This window comes from Burkholderia aenigmatica, from assembly GCF_048627025.1.
GTDB lineage: Bacteria > Pseudomonadota > Gammaproteobacteria > Burkholderiales > Burkholderiaceae > Burkholderia > Burkholderia aenigmatica.
This window is the reverse complement of record NZ_CP184470.1, coordinates 725,370-750,709: the sequence shown is the minus strand read 5'-3', so window position 1 is coordinate 750,709 and position 25,340 is coordinate 725,370. Positions and strand designations below refer to the sequence as shown.

The 25,340-nt window shown below is 68.0% G+C and carries 21 protein-coding genes; 18 read left to right on the top strand and 3 right to left on the bottom strand.

The window, feature by feature from the left end; all coding sequences use genetic code 11:
- The first annotated feature begins 68 nt into the window (after positions 1 to 68).
- The 6 genes from ACN8ZM_RS35780 (at position 69) to ACN8ZM_RS35755 (ending at position 5,857) form a co-directional block, all read left to right on the top strand.
- Positions 69 to 938 (top strand): carbohydrate ABC transporter permease, encoded by an 870-nt coding sequence (locus ACN8ZM_RS35780; RefSeq protein WP_011349624.1) that lies wholly within the window; start codon positions 69 to 71, stop codon positions 936 to 938.
- Positions 935 to 1,837 carry a carbohydrate ABC transporter permease gene (locus tag ACN8ZM_RS35775; RefSeq protein ID WP_043192111.1) on the top strand — a complete coding sequence of 301 codons (903 nt, stop codon included), beginning with the start codon at positions 935 to 937 and terminating at the stop codon, positions 1,835 to 1,837. The genes ACN8ZM_RS35780 and ACN8ZM_RS35775 overlap by 4 nt, the downstream gene beginning before the upstream one ends.
- A 4-nt stretch (positions 1,838 to 1,841) precedes the next feature.
- On the top strand, positions 1,842 to 2,627 hold the full coding sequence (locus tag ACN8ZM_RS35770; RefSeq protein WP_420212782.1) for an SDR family NAD(P)-dependent oxidoreductase: 786 nt from the start codon (positions 1,842 to 1,844) through the stop codon (positions 2,625 to 2,627).
- Positions 2,624 to 3,769 (top strand): galactonate dehydratase, encoded by a 1,146-nt coding sequence (dgoD, locus tag ACN8ZM_RS35765; RefSeq protein ID WP_420212781.1) that lies wholly within the window; start codon positions 2,624 to 2,626, stop codon positions 3,767 to 3,769. The genes ACN8ZM_RS35770 and dgoD overlap by 4 nt, the downstream gene beginning before the upstream one ends.
- A gap of 31 nt (positions 3,770 to 3,800) precedes the next feature.
- A complete protein-coding gene (locus ACN8ZM_RS35760) occupies positions 3,801 to 4,880 on the top strand; it encodes an ABC transporter ATP-binding protein (RefSeq protein WP_420212780.1) in 1,080 nt (359 codons plus the stop codon).
- Positions 4,881 to 4,951: 71 nt separating this feature from the next.
- On the top strand, positions 4,952 to 5,857 hold the full coding sequence (locus ACN8ZM_RS35755; protein WP_420212779.1) for an SMP-30/gluconolactonase/LRE family protein: 906 nt from the start codon (positions 4,952 to 4,954) through the stop codon (positions 5,855 to 5,857).
- 22 nt (positions 5,858 to 5,879) lie between these two features.
- Here the strand turns inward: ACN8ZM_RS35755 and ACN8ZM_RS35750 are convergent, their stop codons facing one another.
- The gene (locus ACN8ZM_RS35750; RefSeq protein WP_420212778.1) at positions 5,880 to 6,875 is read right to left on the bottom strand and encodes a LacI family DNA-binding transcriptional regulator; all 996 of its coding nucleotides are present in this window, start codon (positions 6,873 to 6,875) and stop codon (positions 5,880 to 5,882) included.
- Positions 6,876 to 7,194: 319 nt separating this feature from the next.
- On the opposite strand from ACN8ZM_RS35750, the gene ACN8ZM_RS35745 reads away from it, so the two are divergent.
- From ACN8ZM_RS35745 to ACN8ZM_RS35725, 5 genes are all read left to right on the top strand, one after another.
- Positions 7,195 to 8,316 carry a porin gene (locus ACN8ZM_RS35745; protein WP_420212777.1) on the top strand — a complete coding sequence of 374 codons (1,122 nt, stop codon included), beginning with the start codon at positions 7,195 to 7,197 and terminating at the stop codon, positions 8,314 to 8,316.
- Positions 8,317 to 8,365: 49 nt separating this feature from the next.
- Positions 8,366 to 9,496 (top strand): 2-dehydro-3-deoxygalactonokinase, encoded by a 1,131-nt coding sequence (locus tag ACN8ZM_RS35740; protein ID WP_420212776.1) that lies wholly within the window; start codon positions 8,366 to 8,368, stop codon positions 9,494 to 9,496.
- Positions 9,497 to 9,498: 2 nt separating this feature from the next.
- Positions 9,499 to 11,277, top strand: coding sequence for a hypothetical protein (locus ACN8ZM_RS35735; protein WP_420212775.1), 1,779 nt, complete (start codon positions 9,499 to 9,501; stop codon positions 11,275 to 11,277).
- Positions 11,278 to 11,439: 162 nt separating this feature from the next.
- Complete coding sequence (locus ACN8ZM_RS35730) at positions 11,440 to 11,916, top strand: universal stress protein (RefSeq protein WP_420212774.1); 477 nt, start codon at positions 11,440 to 11,442, stop codon at positions 11,914 to 11,916.
- Between the two features lie 15 nt (positions 11,917 to 11,931).
- On the top strand, positions 11,932 to 12,123 hold the full coding sequence (locus ACN8ZM_RS35725) for a DUF2964 family protein (protein ID WP_089454317.1): 192 nt from the start codon (positions 11,932 to 11,934) through the stop codon (positions 12,121 to 12,123).
- A gap of 132 nt (positions 12,124 to 12,255) precedes the next feature.
- Here ACN8ZM_RS35725 and ACN8ZM_RS35720 read toward each other — a convergent pair whose 3' ends face one another.
- Positions 12,256 to 13,440: a hypothetical protein gene (locus tag ACN8ZM_RS35720; RefSeq protein WP_420212773.1), complete on the bottom strand. Its 1,185-nt coding sequence runs from the start codon at positions 13,438 to 13,440 to the stop codon at positions 12,256 to 12,258.
- Positions 13,441 to 13,882: 442 nt separating this feature from the next.
- On the opposite strand from ACN8ZM_RS35720, the gene ACN8ZM_RS35715 reads away from it, so the two are divergent.
- The 7 genes from ACN8ZM_RS35715 to ACN8ZM_RS35685 all read left to right on the top strand — a co-directional run bounded on the left by ACN8ZM_RS35715 (position 13,883) and on the right by ACN8ZM_RS35685 (position 24,531).
- Positions 13,883 to 17,656: a nitrate reductase subunit alpha gene (locus ACN8ZM_RS35715; protein ID WP_420212772.1), complete on the top strand. Its 3,774-nt coding sequence runs from the start codon at positions 13,883 to 13,885 to the stop codon at positions 17,654 to 17,656.
- Positions 17,653 to 19,182 carry a nitrate reductase subunit beta gene (gene narH / locus ACN8ZM_RS35710; RefSeq protein WP_420212771.1) on the top strand — a complete coding sequence of 510 codons (1,530 nt, stop codon included), beginning with the start codon at positions 17,653 to 17,655 and terminating at the stop codon, positions 19,180 to 19,182. The genes ACN8ZM_RS35715 and narH overlap by 4 nt, the downstream gene beginning before the upstream one ends.
- Entirely contained in the window at positions 19,182 to 19,877 is a 696-nt protein-coding gene (narJ, locus tag ACN8ZM_RS35705; protein WP_420213320.1) for a nitrate reductase molybdenum cofactor assembly chaperone, read from the top strand. Before narH ends, narJ begins: the two co-directional genes overlap by 1 nt.
- A gap of 26 nt (positions 19,878 to 19,903) precedes the next feature.
- A complete protein-coding gene (narI, locus tag ACN8ZM_RS35700) occupies positions 19,904 to 20,587 on the top strand; it encodes a respiratory nitrate reductase subunit gamma (protein ID WP_043192090.1) in 684 nt (227 codons plus the stop codon).
- 9 nt (positions 20,588 to 20,596) lie between these two features.
- Complete coding sequence (locus ACN8ZM_RS35695; protein ID WP_420212770.1) at positions 20,597 to 21,382, top strand: peptidylprolyl isomerase; 786 nt, start codon at positions 20,597 to 20,599, stop codon at positions 21,380 to 21,382.
- A gap of 15 nt (positions 21,383 to 21,397) precedes the next feature.
- Positions 21,398 to 22,666 (top strand): MFS transporter, encoded by a 1,269-nt coding sequence (locus tag ACN8ZM_RS35690; protein ID WP_205823139.1) that lies wholly within the window; start codon positions 21,398 to 21,400, stop codon positions 22,664 to 22,666.
- A 131-nt stretch (positions 22,667 to 22,797) separates the two neighbouring features.
- Positions 22,798 to 24,531, top strand: a complete 1,734-nt coding sequence (locus tag ACN8ZM_RS35685; RefSeq protein ID WP_420212769.1) for a phage integrase family protein — start codon at positions 22,798 to 22,800, stop codon at positions 24,529 to 24,531.
- Positions 24,532 to 24,570: 39 nt separating this feature from the next.
- Here ACN8ZM_RS35685 and ACN8ZM_RS35680 read toward each other — a convergent pair whose 3' ends face one another.
- Entirely contained in the window at positions 24,571 to 25,287 is a 717-nt protein-coding gene (locus ACN8ZM_RS35680; protein ID WP_420212768.1) for a DJ-1/PfpI family protein, read from the bottom strand.
- Between the last annotated feature and the right edge of the window lie 53 nt (positions 25,288 to 25,340).

Genomic DNA, 25,340 nt, shown 5'->3' with positions numbered 1-25,340 from the left:
GGCCTGTCTGCTGACATTTCCGCTGCCGCGCGCGCTCGCGCGGCGCGGTTCGACGAAGGAGGCGCGCGATGAAGCGCAACCGGACCTTGCTGTGGTGCGCCGTTCCGGCGCTCGCGCTGTACGCGCTGCTGAGCCTGTATCCGCTGTTCAAGGCCGCGCGGATGAGCCTGACGGATTTTTCCGGCGTGGGCGATGCGCACTGGATCGGCCTCGCGAACTACGCGGCGGCGTTTCGCGATCCCGCGAGCCTGCATACGCTCGTCGTCACGTTCGCGTATGCGGCGATCGTCGTGATCGTGCAGAACGGGCTCGGGCTGCTGTTCGCCGCGCTGCTGTTCTCGCTGCCGCGGCTGCGCGGCGCATTGCGCGTCGGGCTGCTGGTGCCGAGCATGTTCTCGGCGGTGATCGCCGGGTTCGTGTGGGAGTACCTGTACTCGCCGCTCGGCGGCGGCATCAACGAGTTGCTGCATCTCGTGCATCTCGACGCGCTGCAGCAGGTGTGGCTCGGCGATCCGTCGGTCACGCTGCCGGCCGTCACGGCCGTGCACGTGTGGATGTACGTCGGCTACTCGACGGCGATCTTCCTGGCCGGCTACCTGAACATTCCATCGGAACTGCACGACGCGGCGAAGCTCGACGGCGCGAACGCGTGGGTGCGCTTCACGCGCATCGACCTGCCGCTGCTCGCGCCAGCGTTCACCGTGAACATCACGCTGAGCACGATCGGCACGCTGAAGACCTTCGAGCTGCCGCTCGTGCTGACCAACGGCGGGCCGGACGGCGCGACGACCACGCTCGGGCTGCAGATCTTCCACAGCCTGTTCAACGACTACAAGTTCGGCTTCGCGAGTGCACTGTCGATGATCATGCTCGCGATCGTCGTGGTGGTCGCCACCACGCAGAACACGATCCTGCGCCGCCGGGAGGACAACCTGTGAACGTCATCCGTCAACGCTTTCATGCGGACCGTCCGTCCGCCGGCACGTCGGGCGGCGGGCTGCGCGCGGGGGCGCTGCTGCGCCGCATGCCGGGGTTCGCGCGGCTCGTCGCCGCGATCGCGATCGTCGCGATCGTGCTGCTGCCGACGATCTACATGGTGCTGATGTCGCTGCGCACCGGCGACGACATCATCGCGCGCCCGCTCGGGCTGCCCGACCATGTGTTCTTCGGCAACTACGCGGCCGTGTTCACGCAGATGAACTACTGGCGCAGCGTCGCGAACACGATCGGCATCACGCTCGCGGTCACGTTCCTCGTCGCGCTACTGTCGTCGCTCGCGGCGTATCCGCTGGCACGCGTGAAGGGCCGGCTGTCGAACGCGGTCTACATCGTGCTGACGCTCGGCCTGACGATCCCGATGTTCGTCAGCCTGACGCCGCTGTACGTGCTGTTCCGCGACCTGCACCTGCTCAACACGTATCTCGGCGTCGTGCTCGCGTACACCGTGCAGAGCCTGCCGCTCGGCGTGTTCTTCTACACGAGCTTCCTGAAGCGGATTCCGCTCGAACTCGAGGAAGCCGCGGTGATGGACGGCTGCAGCCCGCTGCAGGTGTACTGGTACATCGTGCTGCCGCTGCTGCGGCCGATCACCGGCACGCTCGCGATGTTCGTCACGCTGTCGGTGTGGAACGACCTCGTCTATCCGCTGCTGTTCCTGACCGACTCGTCGAAGTTCACGATCACCGTCGCGGTGTTCCGCTTCATCGGCACCAACGACATCGATCCGACCAAGCTGTTCCCGGCAGCCGTGATGGGCACGCTGCCGCTGCTCGTGCTGTTCTTCATTCTCCAGCGCAGGATTGTCGCGGGCATCACGGCCGGCGCGGTCAAGGGGTAAAACCATGAATCCATTCGAATCGCTCGACGGCCGCGTGATCGTCGTCACCGGTGGCGGCGACGGCATCGGCCTCGGCATCGTCGACGTGCTCGCGCAATGCGGCGCGCAGGTCGTCGTCGCGGAGAAGAATGCCGCGCGCGCCGACGTGGTGCGCGAACGGCTCGGCGGGCGCGACGCGCTGTTCGTCGAGACCGACGTGGCGGAGCCGGCGAGCGTCGCCGCGCTGTTCGAGCGCGTGGATGCGCATCACGGCCGGCTCGACGGGCTCGTGAACAACGCGGGCATCACGCTGCACGGCCCGTTCGACGCATTCTCGCTCGACGACTGCGACCGCCTGTACCGCACCAACCTGCGCTCGATGTTCCAGTGTGCGCAGCTCGCGGCGCCGCGCATCGCGCGCGCCGGTGGCGGCGCGATCGTCAACATCGCGTCGAATCATGCGGGCGCGAGCGTGCCGGGCTTCGAGATGTACGCGGCGACCAAGGGCGGCATCGTCGCGATGTCGCGTGCGATGGCGACGAGCCTCGCGCCGCAGCGCATCCGCGTCAACACGCTGAGCCCCGGCTTCACGCTGAACGCGCCGATCGGCGCGGCACTCGAGCGCGATCCCGCGCTGCTCGACGCGTATCGCGCGCTGCATCCCGCGCAGCGCATCAACGAACCGGCCGATATCGGCCGGATCGCCGCGTTCCTGCTGTCGGACGCGGCGGCCGGCATCGCCGGCGCGGATCTCGTCGCCGACAACGGCATGTCGGCGCTGCTGTTCAACCGGACCCGTTCATCCACATGAAGATCACCGAAATCGAAACATTCGCGGTCGCACCGCGCTGGCAGTTCGTGAAGGTCAGCACCGACGAGGGCCTCGCCGGCTGGGGCGAGCCGATCGTCGAAGGGCGCGCGGCCACCACGGCCGCCGCCGTGCACGAACTCGCCGACTACCTGATCGGCCGCGACCCGCGCCACATCGAGGATTTGTTCCAGGTCATGTATCGCGGCGGCTTCTATCGCGGCGGCCCGATCCTGACGAGCGCGATCTCGGGCATCGAGCAGGCGCTGTGGGACATCAAGGCGCGCGCGCTCGGCGTGCCCGTCTACGACCTGCTCGGCGGCCCCGTGCGCGACAAGGCGCGCGTCTATGCGCACGTGAAGGGCGACACGCCCGACGAGATGGCCGCGAACGCACGGCAGCTCGTCGAGGCCGGCTATACCGCGCTGAAGATGGGCGTGGTCAACGCGACCGACTGGATCGAGTCGCCGGCGGCGATCGATCGCGCGGTGGCGCGCTTCGGCACGGTGCGCGATGTGGTCGGCAAGGAGGTCGGGCTCGGCATCGACTTCCACGGCCGCGTGCGCCGCCCGGTCGCGAAGGCGCTCGCCAGGGCGCTCGCGCCGTTCGACCCGATGTTCTACGAGGAACTGCTGCTGCCCGAGCACAACGACGCGCTGCGCGAAGTCGCGCGCGATTGCGCGGTGCCGCTCGCGACCGGCGAACGGCTGTTCACGCGCTGGCAGTTCAAGGAGCTGCTGCAGGAAGGCGTCGTCGACATCGTGCAGCCCGACGTGAGCCATACGGGCGGGATCTGGGAGCTGCGCAAGATCGCGGCGATGGCCGAAGCGTACGACGTCGCGGTCGCGCCGCATTGCCCGCTGGGGCCCCTGACGCTCGCGGCGTCGTTGCAGATCGATTTCTGCACGCCGAACGCGTTCATCCAGGAGCAGTCGACCAATGTCGCGTATCACGACGACAACGCGATGTACGCGTACACGCGCGGCATCCCGTTCGCGTTCGACGCGGGCTACGTCGCGCGCCCGGATGCGCCGGGGCTCGGCGTCGAGATCGACGAAGAGAAGGTGAGGGAAGCCGCCGCGACCGGGCACCGCTGGCGCAACCCGGTGTGGCGTCGCGAGGACGGCTCGGTCGCCGAATGGTGAGCGGCAGCAACGGACGAGGAGAAACGCAATCATGGCAAGTGTGTCGCTCAAGCAGATCCGCAAGCGCTACGACGACGGCGCGGATGTGATCAAGGACGTCAGCCTCGACATCGAGGATGGCGAATTCATGGTGTTCGTCGGCCCGTCGGGCTGCGGCAAATCGACGATGTTGCGGATGCTGGCGGGGCTCGAGGAGATCACGTCGGGCGACCTGCTGATCGACGGCCGCCGCGTCAACGACGTGCCGGCCGCGAAGCGCGGGCTCGCGATGGTGTTCCAGAACTACGCGCTGTATCCGCACATGACGGTGTTCGAGAACATGGCGTTCGGGCTGAAGCTCGCGGGCGTCGACGCGGCCGAGACGCGTACGCGCGTCGGGCAGGCGGCCGAGGCGCTGCGGTTGTCCGCGCTGCTCGACCGCAAGCCGAAGGCGCTGTCGGGCGGCCAGCGGCAGCGCGTCGCGATCGGCCGCGCGATCGTGCGCAAGCCGGGCGTGTTCCTGTTCGACGAACCGCTGTCGAACCTCGACGCGGCGCTGCGTGGCGGGATGCGGCTCGAACTCGCGCGGCTGCACCGCGAGCTCGGCAGCACGATGATCTACGTGACGCACGACCAGGTCGAGGCGATGACGCTCGGCGACCGGATCGCGGTGTTCAACGGCGGACGCATCGAGCAGGTCGGTTCGCCGCTGGCGCTGTACGAGCAGCCGGCGAACCATTTCGTCGCGTCGTTCCTCGGGTCGCCGTCGATGAACTTCCTGCCGTGCCGCGCGCACGGCGGCGCCGACGCGACGCGCTTCGACGTGCCGGGCGGCTCGCTCGCCGCGGTGCCGGACGCCGCGCGCGCGTGGCCGTCGGGTTCGCTGCAGCTCGGCATCCGGCCCGAGAACCTCACGGTCGGCGCGCCCGGCACGGGGCTCGACGGCCGCGTCACGCACGCCGAGCATCTGGGCGACGCGACGATCGTCTATGTCGAGCTCGCAGGCCACGATCGGCCGCTGTCGGTGCGACAGAACCGCGACGCTTACACGGTCGCGGCAGGGCAGCCGGTCGGCGTGCGCTTCGACATGCGGCACGCGCACTTCTTCGACGACGCGGGCCGCGCGCTCTGAGCCCGGCTCGCCGGCAGTTCCGCCCGCCGTACCGACGGGCGGCCGAACGCATGCATAACAACAGAATTTCGATGACGACAGTAAAACTGGTACAGGGCGCAAACGCGATCCTGGGAGAGGGCCCGCTCTGGTGCGAACGCTCGGCGTCGCTCTACTGGATCGACATCAAGCGCACCGCGCTCTATCGCTACACGCCCGGCCACGGGCAGACCGGCTTCTGGCTGTTGCCGGAGCTGGCCGGCTGCGTCGCGGGCGTCGACGACGGGCGGCTGCTCGTCGCGTTGAAGAGCGGCCTGCACCTGTTCGACCCCGCGCACGGCACGCTCGAACGGCTGGCCGACGCCGCGCATGCGCGGCCGTCGCTGCGCTACAACGACGGCGCGGTCGATGCGCGTGGCCGCTTTTGGGTCGGCACGATGGCCGACGACGGCGACGGCCCCGGCGATCTGCATTGCTTCGAGCATGCGCGTGCGTCGCGCGTCGCGGTGGCCGGCTTCGCGTGCGCGAACGGGATGGGCTGGAGCCCGGACGGCACGACGATGTACGTGACGGATTCCGGCCGCCGCACGATCTTCGCGTACGACTTCGACGTCGATGCCGGGCGCTTGTCGAATGCGCGGCCGTTCACGACGTTCGGCGACGCGCGCGGCGTGCCGGACGGGCTCGCGGTCGATGCGGAGGGCGGCGTGTGGTCGGCGATCTGGGACGGCTGGCGGCTGCATCGCTACGCGCCGGACGGCGCGCTCGACCGGGTCGTCGAGATGCCGGTGCAGCGGCCGACCAGCGTCGCGTTCGGCGGCGCCGATCGCGCGACGCTGTTCGTGACGTCCGCATCGGTCAACGTGAGTGCGGACGGATTGCTGCGCGGGCCGCTCGCGGGCAGCCTGTTCGAGACGCGCCCGGGCGTGGCCGGGCTCGAGCAGCATTGCGTCGCGCGCGCGTGGCTGGGGGACGCGGTCGCGGCCGTGCCGCGTTGATCGAGCAGTAAGCGGCGAGCGCTCAGCGGCGGCGCGCGTCGCGCGGCCGCACCGTCGATTCGCGGACGACGAGCCGCGAATCGAGCATCGTATGCGGGGCGGGCGACTTGCCCGCGAGCGCGTCGAGCAGCGTCGTCATCGCGATTTCGCCCGCGCGCTCGGTTTCGGTGTCGATCGACGTCAGCGTGGGCGACGTGAGCTTGCCGAGTTCGAGGTTGTCGAAGCCGCATACGGCGACGTCGTGCGGGATCGCGATGCCGAGCCGTTCGGCCTCCTTGATGAAGCCGGCCGCGATCATGTCGTTGTAGCAGATCACCGCATCGGGCGGCTCGGCCGACAGCATCACCGACGCGCACACGCGCTCGCCGTCGGCCACCGTCGCACGCGGCACGCTGAAGGTGCGCAGCGGCAGCCCGGCACGTGCGAGCACCTGCTCGGCACCGGCGCGGCGTTCGTCGTCGCCGCGCGCGTTCGGCAGGCTGATGTACGCGAAGCGCTGGTACTTCTCCATCAGCAGGTGCTGCGCGAGCATCTCGCCCGCACGGATCGGATCCGAGTACAGCGTGAGCAGGCCGTCGCGCGGTGCGGAACCGACCGCGACCACCGGCTTGCCGAGGCTCGCGGTCCAGCGCAGGTCGTCGTCGGGCATGCTGGTGTTCAGGATCAGCCCGTCGACGCGCCGGCTCAGCTTGGTCAGCGCGGGCCGCTCGCCCTTGCGGTTCTCGTCGGCATCGACGATCAGGACGACGAAGTCGTTGCGCTGCGCGATCCGGTTCACGCCCTTGACCATCGCGGTGAAGTACGGGTTGAGAATGTCCTGGATCACGACGCCGACCGCGCCGGTCTGGCCGGTGGCCATCGAGCGGGCGAGCGGGTTCGACTCGTAGCCGAGCTGCTCGATCGCTTCGGCAATGCGGCGCTCGACGTCGGGCGAGAAGCGCTTCGTCTTGTTGATGAACTTCGAGACGGTTCCGATGGAGACGCCTGCGGCGGCGGCGACTTCGTTGATCTTGGCCACGATGAAAGTGAGTGTCAGTGCATTTTGCCGGCGAGCATAGCATGCGCACCGGCGGCGGCGATCGGGCGGCGGCATCGCAGGCGTGCCGCGCGATCGGACTCGGTAGTATCCCTTGGAGGGCCAGAATTTTCTTGAAAAAGCGCAACCGCGCGCCGACAATGAAAACGCTTTCCCATTTCGCGAGCATAGCACGCGTGCCTTCCGCAAGAAACGTAGCGGAAAACGATGCACGACAACCGCCGCGAAATTTTTTTGCTATCGAGGGAAAGCGCTTTCCCCAATCAAACGAGACGTGAACGAAAAGCAGGAGGAGATCTAGATGCGACAGTATGGGTGGATCGCGGCGCTGGCCCTGGCGGTGCCGGCGGTGGCGCAGGCGCAATCGAGCGTCACCGTGTGGGGGCGTGTGGGCGGCGACGTGCAGTACCTGAGCGGTGTGCAGAACGGCCCGCATTCGACGGGCTCGCGCATTTCGGAAGGCAACGACTGGGGGACGAGCATCCTCGGCATCACCGGCAAGGAGGATCTCGGCGGCGGCAACCAGGCGGTGTTCTGGCTCGAATCGTCGATCAACGCGGCGAACGGCAACTACGGCGGCGGCGTGCTGTTCCAGCGCGGCGCGTGGGTCGGCTTCAAGAACGAGCGCTACGGTTTCCTGCGGCTCGGGCAGGGTTCGTTCATCAACAGCTATATCTGGTCGTACGATCCGCTGCTCGAGGAAAACTATTCGGTCGAGTCGCTGACGTCGTACCGGAACGGCCCGAAGCTGTCGAACGGGATCCGCTACGAATCGCCGAAGTTCGGCGGCTTCTCGTTCGCGCTGCAGGCGAACCTCGGCAACAGCTCGAACGGCTGGCTGCGCGGCTCGCCGAACAACGTGGGCGCGACGGGGTTGTCGGACGGCGCGACGGTGGCCTACACGCACGGCGACTTCGAAGTGCGCGCCATCTGGAACGAGATCCGCAACCAGTACGGCCGCGAAGACAACCTGTTCACCGCATCGCAGGAAGCATTCATCGGCGTGCGCGACCGCTTCGGCCCCGCGCTGGTGCAGCTCGGCTATACGCGCTACAGCGCGCCCGACACGCCGGCTGGCCTGTCGCGCACCGCGAACTATTACTGGGGTGGCGTGACGTACGACGCGACGCCGTTCCTGCATCTGCAGAGCGCGGTCTATTCGATGAAGATCGACGCGGGCCAGTGGACCGCCGACCACAGCGGCGAAGGGCGCTCGACGATCATCGGCCTCGGCGCGATGTACGACCTGTCGAAGCGCACGTTCCTGTATGCGACGGCCGCGCACGTGTTCAACAGCGCGGCGGCGAACCTGGGCGTGAACCCGCAGTCGCCGGGGCTCGGCAACGGCAACGGGCTCGGTGCGTCGCCGATGCCGGGGCACGGGCAAACAGGCGTCTACGCGGGTATCGAGACGCTCTTCTGATACCGGCGTGACGAAGCCACGAGCCGCAACCGTCAAACAGAGGAATCCTATGCAAGATGCAATACCACGGTCAGGCGGCCCCTCGCCGGTGCCACGGCTGATCGCGCTCGACTGGGGCACCACGTCGCTGCGCGCGTACCTGATGGCGGATGCGCGGACCGTGCTCGACGAGCGGGCCGCGCCGAAGGGCGTGATGCAGCTGGGCGGCGCGGGCGCCGCGATCGCCGACGCATGCGATGCGGCCTTCGAGGACGTGTGCGGCGCATGGCTCGATGCGTGGCCGGCGCTGCCGGTCGTCGCGGCCGGCATGGTCGGCAGCACGCAGGGGTGGCGCGAGGCCCCGTATGCGGACGTGCCGATCGACGCGGCGCGGCTTGGCGCATCGCTGCAGACGGTGCGTGCGCGGCGCGGCGTGACCGTGCACATCGTGCCGGGGCTGATCCAGCGCGGCGAGCTGGCGAACGTGATGCGCGGCGAGGAGACGCAGATCGTCGGTGCGCTGCAGGCGAGCGGCGCGACGCACGATTCGGCGTTGCCGCGATGGATCGGTCTGCCGGGCACGCATTCGAAATGGGTCGCCGTGCGCGGCTCGCGCATCGAGCGTTTCCGCACGTTCATGACGGGCGAACTGTACGCGCTGCTGTGCACGCACAGCCTGCTCGGCCGCACGATGCAGCCGTCGGCCGGGTTCGCGCGCGACGCCTTCGAGCGCGGCGTGCGCGCCGCGCAGGCCGGCCACGCGACGGGGCTGCTCGCGACGATCTTCGGCAGCCGTGCGCGGCTGCTGGCCGGCGATCTGGCGCCGAACGAGCAGGCTGACTACCTGTCCGGCGTGTTGATCGGTCATGAGCTTGCGGGGCTGGCGGCCGAAGACGGTGGGCCAGGCGGTGCGACCCACGATGACGCGCCGCGACCGATGCTGATCGGCGACGCCGCGTTGTGCATGCGTTACCGGCATGCGGCATCGCTGTCCGGCTGGCCGCCCGTCGACACGATCGACGGCGCGGCGGCAGCCGGCCTGTGGGTGCTGGCCGAGCGGGCGGGGCTGCTGCCCGCGGCAAGCGAGGAGGGGGCGCCGGTTCGTCTCGACGAACCGGCGGCCGGAATGGGCGGCCGGCGCACGGATCGACCTGCGGTCGACCCGGTGCCGGATCACGAATGCAATATTTCGGGAGACTGACTTTGAAACACTGGAAGATTGTCGCAGCGCCGCTGATCGGCGCGCTCGCAGCATGCGGTGGCGGGGAATCGGCGGACGGCGTCGCGGCCGGGCAGCAGCTTGCCGCCGCGCCCGCTGCGGGAAAGACGGCCGATGACGTGCCCGGCACGCTGCACGTCGACTGCTCGCTCGGCGCGAACGGAACGGGCTCGCCCGCGACGCTCGGCTCCGCCGCGAATCCGATTCACGATCTCGCGACGCTGAACCGGATCGTGCTCGCGCCCGGCATGCATGTGCGCTTCAAGCGCGGCACGACCTGCGACGGCAGCTTTACGCCCGCGCCGGGCAGCACCGGCGCGGCCGGCGCGCCCATCGTCGTTGACGCATACGGTGACCCGAAGGCGCCGCGCCCCGTCATCGCGGCCGGCTGCACCGATGCGACGGCCGATCCCGACCAGTCGATCACCGAGCAGCACAAGACGCCGAGCGGGTTCAGCGGCTACTACTCGCTGTGCAAGTCGGACAATCCCACCGTGAATCGTGCGGCCATCTATCTGTACAACACCCAGTACTGGGAGATCCGCTCGCTCGAGCTGACCAACGATGCGACGACGCCCGGCGGGCGCCTCGGGCTGTATGTGCGGCTGGAAGATTACGGCACGGGCAGCCACTATCACGTCGACGACGTGTACGTGCATCACGTGCGCGGCTATCTGAAAGACGTCGCCGGCAATACGGTCGGGTCGTACAAGACGACCGGCGGGATGCTGTTCGAAGTGACCCGCGACAACGAAGTCGTCGGCACGAAGGAAAAGCGGACCGGCTTCGACGACATCGCGGTCGAGAACAGCGAGATCTACAACGTCGACGCGGTGGCGCTGTCGACGCGATCCGCGTGGATGTGCCGGGAAGGCGGCGCGCCGTGCGGCGACTATCCGCCGTACAAGGGCAACTCGGCCTACCTCACGAATCCGGCCACGCAGGCAGCGACCGACTATTTCCCGATGACGCGCGTCGTGTTCCGCAACAACCTGATCCACAACGTCGGCGGCGACGGCATCATCGTCCGCACGGCAACCGCGCCGCAGGTCGAGGCGAATCACCTGTACGACATCTGGATGCGGGCGCCGGGCAACAGCGCCGGTGCCTGGGCGATCAACACGGACGATGCGCTGTTCCGCTACAACGAAGTCAACGGCGTGCGGCTGCAGAACAATATCGAGGCCGGCGACGGGATGGCGTTCGACGCCGATCTCGGCACGCGCAACACGCGCGTGGCCGCGAACTTCAGCCACGACAACGACGGCGGGCTGATGCTGTTCTGCGGGTGCGGTTCCGACGGGCTCGGCCACGTCGCGCAGGAAACCGGTGCGATCGTCGAGAACAACCTGAGCCTGAACGACAAGCGGCGGATCGTGTCCGCCGCGGGCTCGGCCGATTCCGTCGTGCGCGACAACGTCGTGATCACGCGCACGCCGGGCCTGATCACGCCGATCGTCGAAAACCTCAGCTATGCGAACGCGTTCCAGGTGACGGGCAACCGCTTCTACAACGCATCGGACAGCGGCGCGATCTTCCGGACGAAGAATCCGCAAGGCAGCTACGCCAACATCGTGTGGAGCGGCAACACGTACTTCGGCTACGCGGCGGACCCCGAATTCACCGGGCCGAACTATCGTCACGGCGCCCAGCCCGATACGGTCCTGCCGTTCGCGGGACAGGACGTGGAGGCGGTCGCCAGCGCATGGTCGCGTGCCAGCGGGTTCGACAAGTACAAGTACCGCGCGCCGCACGCACGATGACGCACAGGCCGCCGGCGCGGGGCGGCGCCCTGCGTCGGCCGGTCGCAGTGTGAATGCCGGCGCGACTTGATCGCCGTCAACATTCGAACCCGCCATCCGCCGATGATGGTGACAGGGCCGCGCGCGATCAGACGCGCGGCCAATCACCCCAGCGAGGTTCGCATGTACGAGAAGATCATGGTGGCCGTCGACGGCAGCGCTTCGTCGAAACAGGCGCTTGCCGAGGCAGTGAAGGTTGCGCTGGCAGGCGACGCGCACGTCAGCGTCGTGTACGTGGTGGACAAGTCGGTGTTGTTCACGTACGCGGGCCGTTTCGACCCGCACGCGCTGGTCGAGGAAATCCGCGACGACGGGCGCAAGGTGCTGCGCGAAGCGGAGCAGATCATCGCGCTGGCTGGCGCGAAGGGCGAGGCCGAACTCGTCGAGACCGAGAGCATCGGCGAGGACATCGCGGAACGCCTGCAGCGCTACGTGAAGGAAGGCGGGATCGATCTCGCGGTGGTCGGCACGCACGGGCGGCGCGGCATCCGGCGCGTGCTGCTCGGCAGTGTCGCCGAGCGCTTCGTGCGCGGCTCGAAGTGCCCGGTGCTGCTGATCCGCGGTGACGATGACGACGACGCAGCGGCTGCCGCTGCTTAACGCGGCGGGTGCGCGATGATACGTCGCCAGTACCGGATCGTCGTCGCGGCGATCGCCGTGTTCATGTCGCTCGCGGGGATGATGGCCGTCGTGTCGGGGCTGCTGTTCGACAATGCGATGGCGCTGCGCGGCGGCGCGGTCGCGCTGGTCGTCGGCGTGGCGGGCTTCGTCGTGATGCTCAATCCGGGCGCGAAAGGCGAGGAGTGACGGAAGCGAGCGTGGTCGGCCTCGTCCGGTGATGGCGGCGGTGCCGGACTAAGCCGGCAGCCGCTTTCCACGCTTCTGCCGACAGCTGTTGCCGCGCCATGTGTCCGCTTGCCTGTCCGCTCGCGTCGCCGGTTACTCGCTTGCCGTACCCGGCGCCTTCGCGCCATCCTGCCCGAGCGGTATCGCCAGCCGCTTCAACGTCTCCGCCAGGTCCGTGTTCTCGGGCTGGACCTTCCGCGCCTGCGCGAACGCATCGCGCGCGGCATCTTCTCGGCCCAGCTTCCACAGCACTTCACCCTTGTGCGTCAGCCCGCTCGCATAGGCTTCGCGCGCACCCTTGTCCCTGTCGTCGTCCTTCGCGAAGATCGCGATCGACCGGTCGAACCACGTCAGCGCGTCGTCGTTGCGACCGAGGCGATACAGTGCCCAGCCCTTGCTGTCGAGCGCATACGCGTCGTTCGGTGACGTCGCCAGGTGCGCATCGATCATCGCCATCGCACGATCGATCTTCAGGCCCGCATTGACGAGGTCGTAACCGACGCTGTTCAACATGCGATCCGAGAAATGGCCGACCTCGAGCGCGGTGTCGATGCGGCCTTCGTCCCGCTCGGCAATCGCCAGCGCGACCATCTTGGCCGCGATCTGTTCCTGGAGTGCCCGGCCGAGGTGCTGGCCGTCGGCGACCAGGCTGCCGAGATACTGCGTGTAGAGATCGGGCACGCCCGGATTGCCGGCACGGTTGGCGATGTCCGTGGCGGGCCCGGCACACCAGTCGGTGTCCGCGGGCACGCGCAATACCGTGGGGTGCAACCAGAGCTTGCGGTCCACCTGCGATTGCGCGAAGACGGTATAGCCGTTGGCATCGATGTGCCCGCAGGCCAGGTATGCGCCCGTCACGTCGAGTACGTACGAGTAACGACCGTAGGGCCGCCCCGTCTCTTCGTCGATCACGCGAAACGTCCCGCCCATGTCGCCTTCGCCGACGACAGGCTGAAGCGCCCACTCGCTCTCGGGATGACGGGCGGGCAGGCGAATCCGCACCGTGCGTCCGGCGGCATCGGTCGTGCCGAACACGACGCTTTCGCCGCCTTCTTCATAGGGAGGCAGCCCCGCGATCACCTGCCCGGGCAGCAGCAGCCGGTAGCGTGCATTCGGCAGCGGCCGGTGCGTGACGGGGTCGCGCAGCACGAATTGATGCACATAAGCCCCTTTACCGAACGACGCGGTCGGCGGGACATAGGTGCGTGCGTGGGCAGCGGGCAGGACGGTGCAGCTCAAGGCCGCGGCAGCGAGCGCGGCGAGAAGTCGGGATGTCATGAAATTGCAGTGCTTATTGGTATGGGTTTTATTGATCGACGGCCGGAAAGGGAAATGCGCTGAACCTGTTGCGCAACCGTCGACCGGCAACCGGCTGCGGCATGCGAATCCCGCTACGGATGGCAGGGATGTTCAGCGCATTTCAATGCGAAATCCGAGCGCCGCTACGCGATGCAGGGAAGCGGCGGACGGATGACGCGCGAATGCAGTGCGCAGCATAGCAGGCCTTGCCGCGCGCTCACGCCCCAGGTGGCGTTTGCTGTTGCGCGCGGATCAACGATATCGTGATTTGTATCAAGTCTTGATATGTCGATCCGCCCGACAATCGATGCGACCACGGTGGAAAGGGCGAAACGAATGCGATCCGATCGACCTTTACATCCGCCATTTCACCTCCTTAAATAATCAGGGTCTGCCAAAAGACCGGAAAAACGAGATCCCCATGAGCCATTTCCTGGATAGATTGCGTTATTTCTCCACCACGAGGCCACGCTTTTCCGACGGACACGGTGCCGTCACGGACGAAGACCGAAAATGGGAAGACGGCTACCGGATGCGCTGGCAGCACGACAAGATCGTCCGCTCGACCCACGGCGTGAATTGCACGGGCTCGTGCTCGTGGAAGGTCTATGTGAAAGGCGGGATCGTCACCTGGGAAACCCAGCAGACCGACTATCCGCGCACGCGTCCCGACATGCCGAACCACGAGCCGCGCGGCTGCTCGCGCGGTGCGTCGTACTCCTGGTATCTGTATAGCGCGAACCGCCTCAAGCATCCGATGGTGCGCAGCGCGCTCGTGAAGCTGTGGCGTGAACGCCGCCGCACGCTTGGGCCCGTCGACGCGTGGCGCTCGATCGTCGAAGACGACGAAGCACGCCGTTCGTACCAGAGCCGGCGCGGGCTCGGCGGCTTCGTGCGCGCGAGCTGGGACGAGGTCAACGAGATCGTTGCGGCCGCAAATGTCCACACCGTGAAGCAGCATGGCCCCGATCGCGTGGTCGGCTTCTCGCCGATTCCGGCAATGTCGATGGTGTCGTATGCGGCGGGTTCCCGTTACTTGTCGCTGATCGGCGGCGTGTGCCTGAGCTTCTACGACTGGTATTGCGACCTGCCGCCTGCGTCGCCGCAGACCTGGGGCGAGCAGACCGACGTGCCGGAATCGGCCGACTGGTACAACTCGACGTTCATCATGATGTGGGGCTCCAATGTCCCGCAGACGCGCACGCCGGACGCGCACTTTCTCGTCGAGGCGCGCTATCGCGGCACCAAGGTCGTGTCGGTGTTCCCCGACTACTCGGAAGGCGCGAAATTCGGCGACCTGTGGCTGCACCCGAAGCAGGGCACCGACGCGGCGCTCGCGCTCGCGATGGGGCACGTGATCCTCAAGGAATTCCATCTGGCGGGGAAGAGCGACTACTTCACCGACTATTGCAAGCGCTATACCGACATGCCGTGCCTCGTGCGCCTCGTGCCGCACGGCGACGGTTACGTGCCCGAGCGCCTCGTGCGCGCATCCGACTTCGACGATGCGCTCGACGAAGCCGCGCATCCGGACTGGAAGACCGTGATGATCGACGATGCGACCGGCGAGTTCGTCGTGCCGGTCGGCTCGGTCGGGTTCCGCTGGGGGCAGCAGGACGAAGCCGACAAGGGCAAGTGGAACCTGCGCGGCGAGACGTCGAAGGGCGCGGCACTCGCGCCGCGGCTGTCGTGCACGGCCGCGCACGACGACGTGGTCGACGTGCTGTTCCCGTATTTCGGCAACCAGCCGCACGCGCATTTCAATTCGACGCAGCACACGTCCGAGCTGTCGCGCCGGATCGGCGTGCGGCGCATCGCGACGCGCAACGGCGACCTGCTGGTCGCGACCGTCTACGACCTGTTCGTCGCCAACTACGGGCTCGACCAGGGCCTCGGCGGCCGCGACGTGGCCGCGAGCTACGACGACGACCTGCCGTACACGCCGGCCTGGCAGGAAGCGATCACCGGCGTGAAGCGCGCGGACGTGATCTCGGTCGCGCGGCAGTTCGCGGAGAACGCGCACAAGACGCAAGGCAAGTCGATGGTGATCATCGGCGCCGGGATCAACCACTGGTTCCACATGGACATGTCGTACCGCGCGATCATGAACATGCTGATCATGTGCGGCTGCGTCGGCAAGCCGGGCGGTGGCTGGTCGCACTACGTGGGCCAGGAGAAGCTGCGGCCGCAGACAGGCTGGACGGTATTGTCCGGCGCGCTCGACTGGAGCCGCCCGCCGCGCCAGATGAATGCGACGTCGTTCTTCTACGCGCACACCGACCAGTGGCGCTACGACCCGATGGACCCGGCCACGCTGCTGTCGCCGCTCGCGGACAAATCGAAGTTCCACGGCGCGCCGATCGACTACAACGTGCGCGCGGAACGGATGGGCTGGCTGCCGTCCGCGCCGCAGCTCGCGGTGAATCCGCTGAAGGTCGGCGCGGCGCTCGCCGATCCCGCGCATGGCGGTGCGGCCCTCGCGCAGCAGCTGAAGACGGGCACGCTGAAGTTGGCGAGCGAGGATCCCGATGCGCCGGAGAACTTCCCGCGCAACCTGTTCGTGTGGCGCTCGAACCTGCTCGGTTCGTCAGGCAAGGGGCATGAATATTTCCTGAAGCATCTGCTCGGTACGACCCACGGCGTGCAGGGCGAGGATCTCGGCGCGACCGGCGGCACGCGCCCCGAGGAAGTGACGTGGCATGACGACGCGCCGCGCGGCAAGCTCGACCTGCTCGTGACGCTCGACTTCCGGATGTCGACGACCTGCATGTACTCGGACGTCGTGCTGCCCACCGCGACGTGGTACGAGAAGGACGACATGAACACGTCCGACATGCACCCGTTCATCCATCCGCTGTCGGCGGCCGTCGATCCCGCGTGGGAATCGAAGAGCGACTGGGAGATCTTCAAGGGGATCGCGAAGCGCTTCTCCGAACTGTGCGACGGGCATCTGGGCGTCGAACGCGACGTGGTGCTCGCCCCGATCGCGCACGACACGCCGGGCGAGCTCGCGCAGCCGTTCGACGTGCAGGACTGGAAGCGCGGCGAATGCGAGCCGGTGCCGGGCCGCACGATGCCGAACGTGACCGTCGTCGAGCGCGACTATCCGAACACCTACGCGCGCTTCACGTCGCTCGGGCCGCTGATGGACAAGCTCGGCAACGGCGGCAAAGGCATCGGCTGGGACACGAAGGACGAAGTGAAGCTGCTCGGCGAGCTCAACTACAAGGTGGCCGACGGCGCGGCGCAAGGGCGGCCGCGTATCGACACGGCGCTCGACGCGGCCGAGGTGATCCTCGCGCTCGCGCCCGAGACCAATGGCGAAGTGGCGGTGAAGGCGTGGCGCGCACTGTCCGGCATCACGGGCATCGACCATACGCACCTGGCCGCCGCGCGCGCAGACGAGAAGATCCGTTTCCGCGACATCCAGGCGCAGCCGCGCAAGATCATCTCGTCGCCGACGTGGAGCGGGATCGAATCCGAGCACGTGTCGTACAACGCCGGCTACGTGAACGTGCACGAGCTGGTGCCGTGGCGCACGATGACCGGCCGCCAGCAGCTCTATCAGGATCATGCGTGGATGCGCGCGTTCGGCGAGTCGCTGTGCGCGTACAAGCCGCCGGTCGATACGGGCAGTTACGCGAACATGGTCGGCACGCGTTCGAACGGCAACCCGGAACGGGTGCTGAACTTCCTGACGCCGCACCAGAAGTGGGGGATCCACAGCACCTACACGGACAACCTGCTGATGCTGACGCTGTCGCGCGGCGGCCCGATCGTGTGGATGTCGGAGGACGACGCGAAGGCGATCGGCGCGGTCGATAACGACTGGATCGAATGCTTCAACTCGAACGGCGCATTGTGCGCGCGGGCCGTGGTCAGCCAGCGGATTCCGTCCGGGATGGTGATGATGTACCACGCGCAGGAGAAGATCGTGAACACGCCGGGCTCCGAGATCACCGGCACGCGCGGCGGCATCCACAACTCGGTCACGCGCATCGCGCTGAAGCCGACCCACATGATCGGCGGTTATGCGCAGCTCGCGTACGGCTTCAACTACTACGGCACGGTCGGCTCGAATCGCGACGAGTTCCTGATCGTGCGCAGGATGAACAAGATCGACTGGCTCGATGGCGAAGAGACCGCGGTCGACCCCACAACGCAAGCCGTACGGGCTACCGGAGAAACGTCATGAAGGTACGCGCACAGATCGCGATGGTGCTGAACCTCGACAAGTGCATCGGCTGCCATACCTGCTCGGTGACCTGCAAGAACGTATGGACGAGCCGCGAAGGGATGGAATACGCGTGGTTCAACAACGTCGAGACGAAACCGGGCATCGGCTACCCGAAGGACTGGGAGAACCAGGACCGCTGGCGCGGCGGCTGGAAACGGCGCGCGGACGGCAAGATCGAGCCGCGTCTCGGCAGCAAGTGGCGGCTGCTCGCGCAGATCTTCGCGAACCCGCACCTGCCCGAGATCGACGATTACTACGAGCCGTTCACGTTCGACTACGCGCATCTGCAGGAAGCCGGCAATACGCGCGCGATGCCGGTCGCGCGGCCGCGCTCGGTGATCAGCGGCCAGCGGCTCGAGAAGATCGAGTGGGGGCCGAACTGGGAGGAGATCCTCGGCGGCGAGTTCGAGAAGCGCGCGAAGGACTACAACTTCGAGAATGTGCAGAAGGAGATCTACGGGCAGTTCGAGAACACTTTCATGATGTACCTGCCGCGCCTGTGCGAGCACTGCCTGAACCCGGCGTGCGTCGCGTCGTGCCCGTCGGGCTCGATCTACAAGCGCGAGGAAGACGGCATCGTGCTGATCGACCAGGACAAGTGCCGCGGCTGGCGCATGTGCGTGTCCGGCTGCCCGTACAAGAAGATCTACTACAACTGGCAAAGCGGCAAGGCCGAGAAGTGCATCTTCTGCTATCCGCGCATCGAGGCCGGCCAGCCGACCGTGTGCTCGGAAACCTGCGTGGGCCGCATCCGCTATCTCGGCGTGCTGCTGTACGACGCCGACCGGATCAGCGAGGCGGCCAGCGCCGAGAACGAGAAGGATCTGTACGAAGCGCAATTGTCGCTGTTCCTCGATCCGGACGACCCGGCCGTGATCGCGCAGGCCGAGCGTGACGGCGTGCCGGCCGCGTGGATCGACGCCGCGCGCCGTTCGCCGACCTACAAGATGGCGATCGACTGGAAGATCGCGTTCCCGCTGCATCCGGAATACCGGACGCTGCCGATGGTGTGGTACGTGCCGCCGCTGTCGCCGATCAACGCGGCCGCGAACAGCGGTGATCTCGGGATGAATGGCTACCTGCCGGACGTCGAATCGCTGCGCATCCCGCTGCGCTATCTCGCGAACCTGCTGACGGCCGGCGACGAGGCGCCCGTGAAGCTCGCGCTCGAGCGGCTGCTCGCGATGCGCGCGTTCATGCGCGCGCGCCACGTGGACGGCGTCGACGCGCGCGGCGTGCTCGACCAGGTCGGGCTGTCGCTCGCGCAGGTCGAGGAGATGTACCGCTACCTCGCGATCGCGAACTATGAGGATCGTTTCGTGATCCCGACCACGCATCGCGAGTATGCGGAGAACGCCTACGACCTGCGCGCGTCGTGCGGCTTCTCGTTCGGCAACGGCTGCTCGGATGGCCGTTCGGAGGCCAGCCTGTTCAGCCCGAGGAAGGGCAGCAAGACGATTCCGATCCACGAGGCTTCCCGATGATGAGCACCGCATCCGATCCGACCTATGCGGCGCTCGCGGCGCTGCTTGATTATCCCGACGAGGCGCTCGTTGTCGCGCTCGATTCGATCGAAATGCACCTGCGCGAGCACGCGCGCCTGTCGAAAACGGTGCGCGCGGGCCTCGACCGGTTCCTTGCCTACGTGCGCGAGCGCGACCTGCTGACGCTGCAGGAGAACTACGTCGGGCTGTTCGACCGTGGCCGCGCGACGTCGCTGTACCTGTTCGAGCATGTACACGGCGAATCGCGCGACCGCGGGCAGGCGATGGTCGACCTGCTGCAGATGTACGAGCGGCACGGGCTGTTCCTGAACCAGGGCGAACTGCCCGACTACCTGCCCGTGTTCCTCGAATACCTGTCGCGGCTGCCGGCGCCCGATGCGCGCAAGTTGCTCGCCGAAACCGGCGAAATCCTGAGCGCGCTGGCCGGCCAGCTCGCGCAGCGTGGCAGCCATTACGGCTTCGTCGTCGGGGCGCTGCTGCCGATGGCCGGGCTCGCGCCGGCCGACGCGCCGGGCGCCACCGACGACGACGTGGCCGCCGAGCGGCCGAGTGCCGCCGACTACCGTGCGCTCGACGCGTCGTATGCGGACGAGGCCGTGCGCTTCGTCGGCGCGGCCACGCCGGCGGAGGAACCGGTGCGCTTCTACGATCAACGGCCTGCGCGGCGCGCGTAAGCGCGCCGGTTCAACAGGGGAAAGCCATGAACGATTACCTGCATCAATTCCTGTTCGGGATCTATCCGTACATCTGTCTCGCGGTGCTGCTGCTGGGCAGCCTGATTCGCTTCGACCGTGAGCAATACACGTGGAAAAGCGATTCGTCGCAGCTGCTGCGCCACGGCATGCTGCGGCTCGGCAGCAACCTGTTCCACTGGGGCGTGCTGGTCGTCGTGCTCGGGCACTTCGGCGGCTTTCTTGCGCCGCACTGGCTCGTGTCGCCGTTTCTTTCCGCGTCCGGGCACCAGTTGGTCGCGATGGTGGCCGGCGGCGCGGCCGGCGTAGCCGCGATCATCGGGCTGACCATCCTGATCTGGCGGCGCCTCGGCGACCCGCGTATCCGCAAGAACAGCCGCAAGTCCGACATCCTGATCGTGCTGATGCTGTGGGTGCAGCTCGCGCTCGGGCTCGGCACCGTCGTGCTGTCGACGCGCCACATGGACGGTGCGATGTTCGAGCAGCTGACCGACTACGTGAAGGGCGTCGTCACGTTCCGGCCGGATATCGCGAGCCTGCTCGTCGGCGTGCCGCTGACGTACCGGCTGCATATCCTGCTCGGCTTCACGATCTTCCTCGTGTCGCCGTTCACGCGGATGGTGCACATCTGGAGCGGGATCGCGTCGGTCGCGTACCTGATCCGCCCGTACCAGCTCGTGCGCAAGCGCTGAGGAGGCCACATGAACGACGTACTCCACGAAGCACCGGCCGCGTTGCGCATCAACGGCATCGCGATCGATGACGACGCGGTCGCGGCCGAGGCCGCGCATCACGGCGACGCGCCCGATCCGCTCGACGCGGCACGGCGCGCGCTCGCGGTGCGCGAACTGCTGCGGCAGCGCGCGGTGTCGCTCGCGCTGCTCGACGAAGGCGCGCCGCTCGACGACGCGGCCGTCGACGCATTGCTCGAACGCGAACTCACGCACGTGCCCGAACCCGATCGCGCGGATTGCGAGCGCTACTACGCGCAGCATCCGGCGCGCTTTCGCCGCAACGACATCGTCTATGCGAGCCACGTGCTGTTCGCGATGACGGACCGCGTGCCGCTCGCGCCGCTGCGGCAGCGCGCGGAAGCCGCGCTTGCCGACGTGGTGGCCGCACCCGACACGTTCGAAGCGCTCGCGCGGGCGTCGTCGAACTGCCCGTCGGCGGAAGTCGGCGGCAGCCTCGGGCAACTGCTGCGCGGCGACACGGTGCCGGAATTCGAGGCCGCGCTGTTCGACACCGACGGGCTCGGCGTGCTGCCGAAACTCGTCAATACGCGCTTCGGCTTTCACATCGTGCGCATCGAGCGCCGCGTGCCGGGCGATGCGGTGCCGTTCGACGAAGCCGCCGCGCAGATCGCCGCGTACCTGTCGGCGCGCGTACGGGAGCGGGCAATGCGGCAGTACGTGGCGATTCTCGCGGGCGACGCGCGTGTCGAAGGCGTTGAATTCGACGGCGCGAACGGGCCGCTGGTCCAATGAAACGGGGTTTGGCGTATGGCAACTCAACAACAAGGTAACGTGGTGCCGGCCGGCGGTGCGCCGGCCATCCCGCTGCGTGCGTGGTCGGTGCTGGCCGCGAGCACGCTCGCATTCATGGTGTGCTTCGTCGTGTGGATGATGTTCGGCGTGCTCGGCGTGCAGCTGCGCACCGATCTCGGGCTGAACAGCACGGAGTTCGGGCTGCTCACGTCGACGCCCGTGCTGACCGGCGCGCTGATGCGCTTGCCGCTCGGCACCTGGACCGACCGCTTCGGCGGCCGGATCGTGATGACGGTGCTGCTCGTCGTGTGCGCGGTGCCCGTGTATATCGTCAGCTACGCGACCCAGCTGTGGCAGTTCCTGCTGATCGGGCTGTTTCTCGGTTGCGTCGGCGCATCGTTCGCGGTCGGCACGCCGTATGTCGCGCGTTTCTTCCCGCCGCAGCGGCGCGGGCTCGCGATGGGCGTGTTCGGCGCGGGCACCTGCGGCGCGGCCGTCAACCTGTTCGTCACGCCGCTGCTGCTCGATGCGTACGGCTGGCGCTTCGTGCCGCGCGTCTACGCGGTCGCGCTGCTCGTCACGGCCGCGATCTTCTGGTTCGCGTCGGCGCCGGACCCGGGTGCGGGCAAGCGCGGCGGCTCGTGGCTCGATTCGTTCAAGGTGCTGCGCGACCCGCGCGTGTGGCGGCTCTGCCAGTACTACTCGATCACGTTCGGCGGCTTCACCGCGCTGTCGCTGTGGATTCCGCAGTACCTGAAGAGCGAATACGGAATGTCGCTCGTGATGGCGTCCGCGTTCGCGGCCGGCTTCTCGCTGCCGGGCTCGGTGCTGCGCGCGCTCGGCGGTGCGCTGTCCGACCGCTTCGGCGCGCACGCGGTCACATGGTGGGGGCTGTGGATCGCGTGGATCGCGTTGTTCCTGCTGTCGTATCCGGCGACCGACTTCGTGATCCACACGATCGACGGCACCGCGACGCTGAACGTGTCGATGCCGGTGGCCGGTTTCGTCGCGCTGACCTTCGTGCTCGGCGCGGTGTTCGCGCTCGGGATGGCATCGACCTTCAAGTACGTCGCCGACGATTTCGCGGACAACATGGGCGTCGTCACGGGCATCGTCGGGCTCGCGGGCGGGCTCGGCGGGTTCCTGCTGCCGATCCTGTTCGGCGTGCTGCTCGACCTGCTGCGCGTGCGCACGACCTGCTTCATGTTCCTGTACGGGATCGTGTGGGTGTCGCTGATCCTGATCTATTTGTCGGAAGTGCGGCGCACGCCGGTCACGGGCTGACGGGTTTCGATCGATGTGATGTGTCTGAGCGCGACGCCGGAACGATCCGGTGTCGCGCATCGGTGCCCGTCGCGCCCGGAACGCCGCGCGCGACGTATCCGGCCGCGCGCGCTTCTGTCAAACTGGCGGCCATGAAACCGCGCCTCGCTTCACCGCCTTCCTCCGATTCTGCGCCTGCGCCCGCAGGCTTTCCCGACGCCGACGAACTGGCCGCGCTGCGTGCGTGGTATGCGGGCATGACCGTGCGCCAGGCCGTCGCGCGCTACCTGCCCGATCGTCTCGGCGAAGGGCGCTCGGCGCGCGGCGTGATCGGCGTCATCCGCCGCCGTCTCGTGCGCGTCGCGCGGCAGGCGGGCCGGCCCGATCTCGCGGAGCAGCTCGGTCATCCCGACGGTGAGCGTTTGCAGGAGGCGAAGGCTGTCGCCGAAGCCATCGGCCTGCTGCGTCATGCGCGCCCGCCGGTCCCGCAGATCAGTGACGACGTCGGCCTGTGGCTGCCCGCGCGCGCGGTCGTCGCGCTGCGTGCGCACGGGATCGCGACGCTGGCCGATCTCACGGTGCGGATTCCGCGCCGGCGCCAGTGGTGGCGTGCGATCACGGGCCTCGGTATGGCCAGTGCGCGGCACATCGAGGCGTTTTTTGCCGCGCATCCGGAGCTGACCGAACGGGCGCGCGCGCTGATCGCGGCGACGCCGCGCGGCAGCATCGTACCGTGGGAGCAACTGAAGCTGCCGCACGAGGTCGACGGCTCGGCCGGCACGTTCCGTGCGCCGCGCGCGACCAGCACGCTCGATGCGGACAACGATTACGCGGCCGTGCACGCGTGGCTGTCGCTGCACGAATCGGCCGCGACACGGCGTGCGTACCGGAAGGAGGCCGAGCGGCTGATCCTGTGGGCGATCGTCGAGCGCGGCCGCGCGCTGTCGTCGCTGACGACCGAGGATGCGGTCGCGTATCGCGCGTTCGTACGGCGCCCGACACCGCACGAGCGCTGGGTCGGGCCCGTGCGGCCGCGCGGTGCGCCCGACTGGCGGCCGTTCTCGGGCGCGCTGTCCGCGCGCTCGGCGGCATACACGCTATCGGTGCTCGGCGCGCTGTTTCGCTGGCTGATCGAGCAGCGCTACCTGCTCGCGAATCCGTTCGCGGGCGTCAAGGTGCGCGACACGCGTGGCGCGAACGCACTCGACACGTCGCATGCGTTCACCGAAGGCGAGTGGCTGCTCGTGCGCACGATCGCCGACGGGCTCGAGTTCCGCAAGGGCACGCCGGCCGCGCCGCAGTCCAGCTGGACGGCGGCCGCCGCGCAACGGCTGCGCTTCATTCTCGATTTCGGCTACGCGACCGGGCTGCGCGCGAGCGAGCTGGTTGGCGCGACGCTTGGCGACATCGAGACCGATGCGCACGGCGACGCGTGGCTGAAGGTGATCGGCAAGGGCAGCAAGGCCGCGCGCGTCGCGCTGCCGCCGCTCGCGCGCACGGGGCTCGACCGTTTTCTGGTCGCACGCCGGTTGCCGGTCACGCCATCGCGCTGGCGGCCCGACACGCCGCTGATCCCGAGCCTCGCGGAAGACGGTGCGGCCGCGATCACGAGCGTGCGGCTGTGGAAGGTGATGCAGCGTTTCTTCGCGCAGACGGCCGATCAAGTCGATGCCGACAATCCCGCGCTCGCGCAGAAGCTGCGGCAGGCGAGCCCGCACTGGATGCGTCATACGCATGCGACGCATGCGTTGGCGCGCGGCGCGGAGTTGACGACCGTGCGCGACAACCTGCGACATGCGTCGATTTCCACGACGTCGATTTATCTGCATGGCGACGACGTGAAGCGGGCGCGGCAGATGTCGAGCGCGTTCGCGGCCGACAAGTAACCGCGTCGTGCCGGTCGGGCAGGGGCCGCCTGCGCGTCGTCAAGTCGCCTGTCGGCCTGCGTCCGGCGGTGCAAGGTGCTGCGCCGCGCGCGCCACGATCGCATGACGATCGGGCCGCACGCGCTCGAACAGCGCGGACACCGACGCGAGAATGTCCGGTGCGGCCTGCTCCGGACGTCCGCAGTCGAACGGCGGCTCAGGCGCGTACTCGATGCCGAGCTGCACGGCTTGCGCGTAGGCCGGGCCGGCGATGTCGGCCATCACCGACAGCGCCATGTCGATGCCGGCGGTGACACCACCGCCCGTGACGACCGGGCCGTCACGCACCACGCGGCCGGTGTCGACGATCGCGCCGAACGGCGGCAGCAGGTCGCGCCACGCCCAGTGGCAGGCGGCCCGCCGGCCGTGCAGCAACCCGGCCGCGCCGAGCACCAGCGACCCGCTGCATACGGAGGTAACATAGCGGGCGCTTCGCGCGAGCCGGCGCACCTCGCGAACGAACGCATCGTCGGCGATCGCGTCGATCACGCCGAGCCCGCCCGGCACGCAGACGAGATCGGCGTGCGCGATGTCGGCAAGCCGCTCGACGGCCGCGATGGTCAGGCCGCTGTCCGCGCGAATCGATCCGCCACGCACCGAGGCCCGGTGAATCCGCGCGCCCGGCAGGCGCCAGAACACCTCGTCCGGCCCGGTGAAATCGAGCTGCGTGACATGATCGAACAACGCGAATACGACGATGAACGGCGTGGTGGCCATCACGATCTCCCGAAGACATGAACGGCCTGTAGGATCGGGCCGCGCGCCGTCCG

Bases quoted from the DNA above. Each gene is read 5' to 3' on its own strand.
- ACN8ZM_RS35780 (WP_011349624.1), top strand. From the start codon at position 69: ATGAAGCGCAACCGGACCTTGCTGTGGTGCGCCGTTCCGGCGCTCGCG.
- ACN8ZM_RS35770 (WP_420212782.1), top strand. From the start codon at position 1,842: ATGAATCCATTCGAATCGCTCGACGGCCGCGTGATCGTCGTCACCGGT.
- dgoD (WP_420212781.1), top strand. From the start codon at position 2,624: ATGAAGATCACCGAAATCGAAACATTCGCGGTCGCACCGCGCTGGCAG.
- ACN8ZM_RS35760 (WP_420212780.1), top strand. From the start codon at position 3,801: ATGGCAAGTGTGTCGCTCAAGCAGATCCGCAAGCGCTACGACGACGGC.
- ACN8ZM_RS35755 (WP_420212779.1), top strand. From the start codon at position 4,952: ATGACGACAGTAAAACTGGTACAGGGCGCAAACGCGATCCTGGGAGAG.
- ACN8ZM_RS35745 (WP_420212777.1), top strand. From the start codon at position 7,195: ATGCGACAGTATGGGTGGATCGCGGCGCTGGCCCTGGCGGTGCCGGCG.
- ACN8ZM_RS35740 (WP_420212776.1), top strand. From the start codon at position 8,366: ATGCAAGATGCAATACCACGGTCAGGCGGCCCCTCGCCGGTGCCACGG.
- ACN8ZM_RS35730 (WP_420212774.1), top strand. From the start codon at position 11,440: ATGTACGAGAAGATCATGGTGGCCGTCGACGGCAGCGCTTCGTCGAAA.
- ACN8ZM_RS35725 (WP_089454317.1), top strand. From the start codon at position 11,932: ATGATACGTCGCCAGTACCGGATCGTCGTCGCGGCGATCGCCGTGTTC.
- ACN8ZM_RS35720 (WP_420212773.1), bottom strand. From the start codon at position 13,440: ATGACATCCCGACTTCTCGCCGCGCTCGCTGCCGCGGCCTTGAGCTGC.
- ACN8ZM_RS35715 (WP_420212772.1), top strand. From the start codon at position 13,883: ATGAGCCATTTCCTGGATAGATTGCGTTATTTCTCCACCACGAGGCCA.
- narH (WP_420212771.1), top strand. From the start codon at position 17,653: ATGAAGGTACGCGCACAGATCGCGATGGTGCTGAACCTCGACAAGTGC.
- narJ (WP_420213320.1), top strand. From the start codon at position 19,182: ATGAGCACCGCATCCGATCCGACCTATGCGGCGCTCGCGGCGCTGCTT.
- narI (WP_043192090.1), top strand. From the start codon at position 19,904: ATGAACGATTACCTGCATCAATTCCTGTTCGGGATCTATCCGTACATC.
- ACN8ZM_RS35695 (WP_420212770.1), top strand. From the start codon at position 20,597: ATGAACGACGTACTCCACGAAGCACCGGCCGCGTTGCGCATCAACGGC.
- ACN8ZM_RS35690 (WP_205823139.1), top strand. From the start codon at position 21,398: ATGGCAACTCAACAACAAGGTAACGTGGTGCCGGCCGGCGGTGCGCCG.
- ACN8ZM_RS35685 (WP_420212769.1), top strand. From the start codon at position 22,798: ATGAAACCGCGCCTCGCTTCACCGCCTTCCTCCGATTCTGCGCCTGCG.
- ACN8ZM_RS35680 (WP_420212768.1), bottom strand. From the start codon at position 25,287: ATGGCCACCACGCCGTTCATCGTCGTATTCGCGTTGTTCGATCATGTC.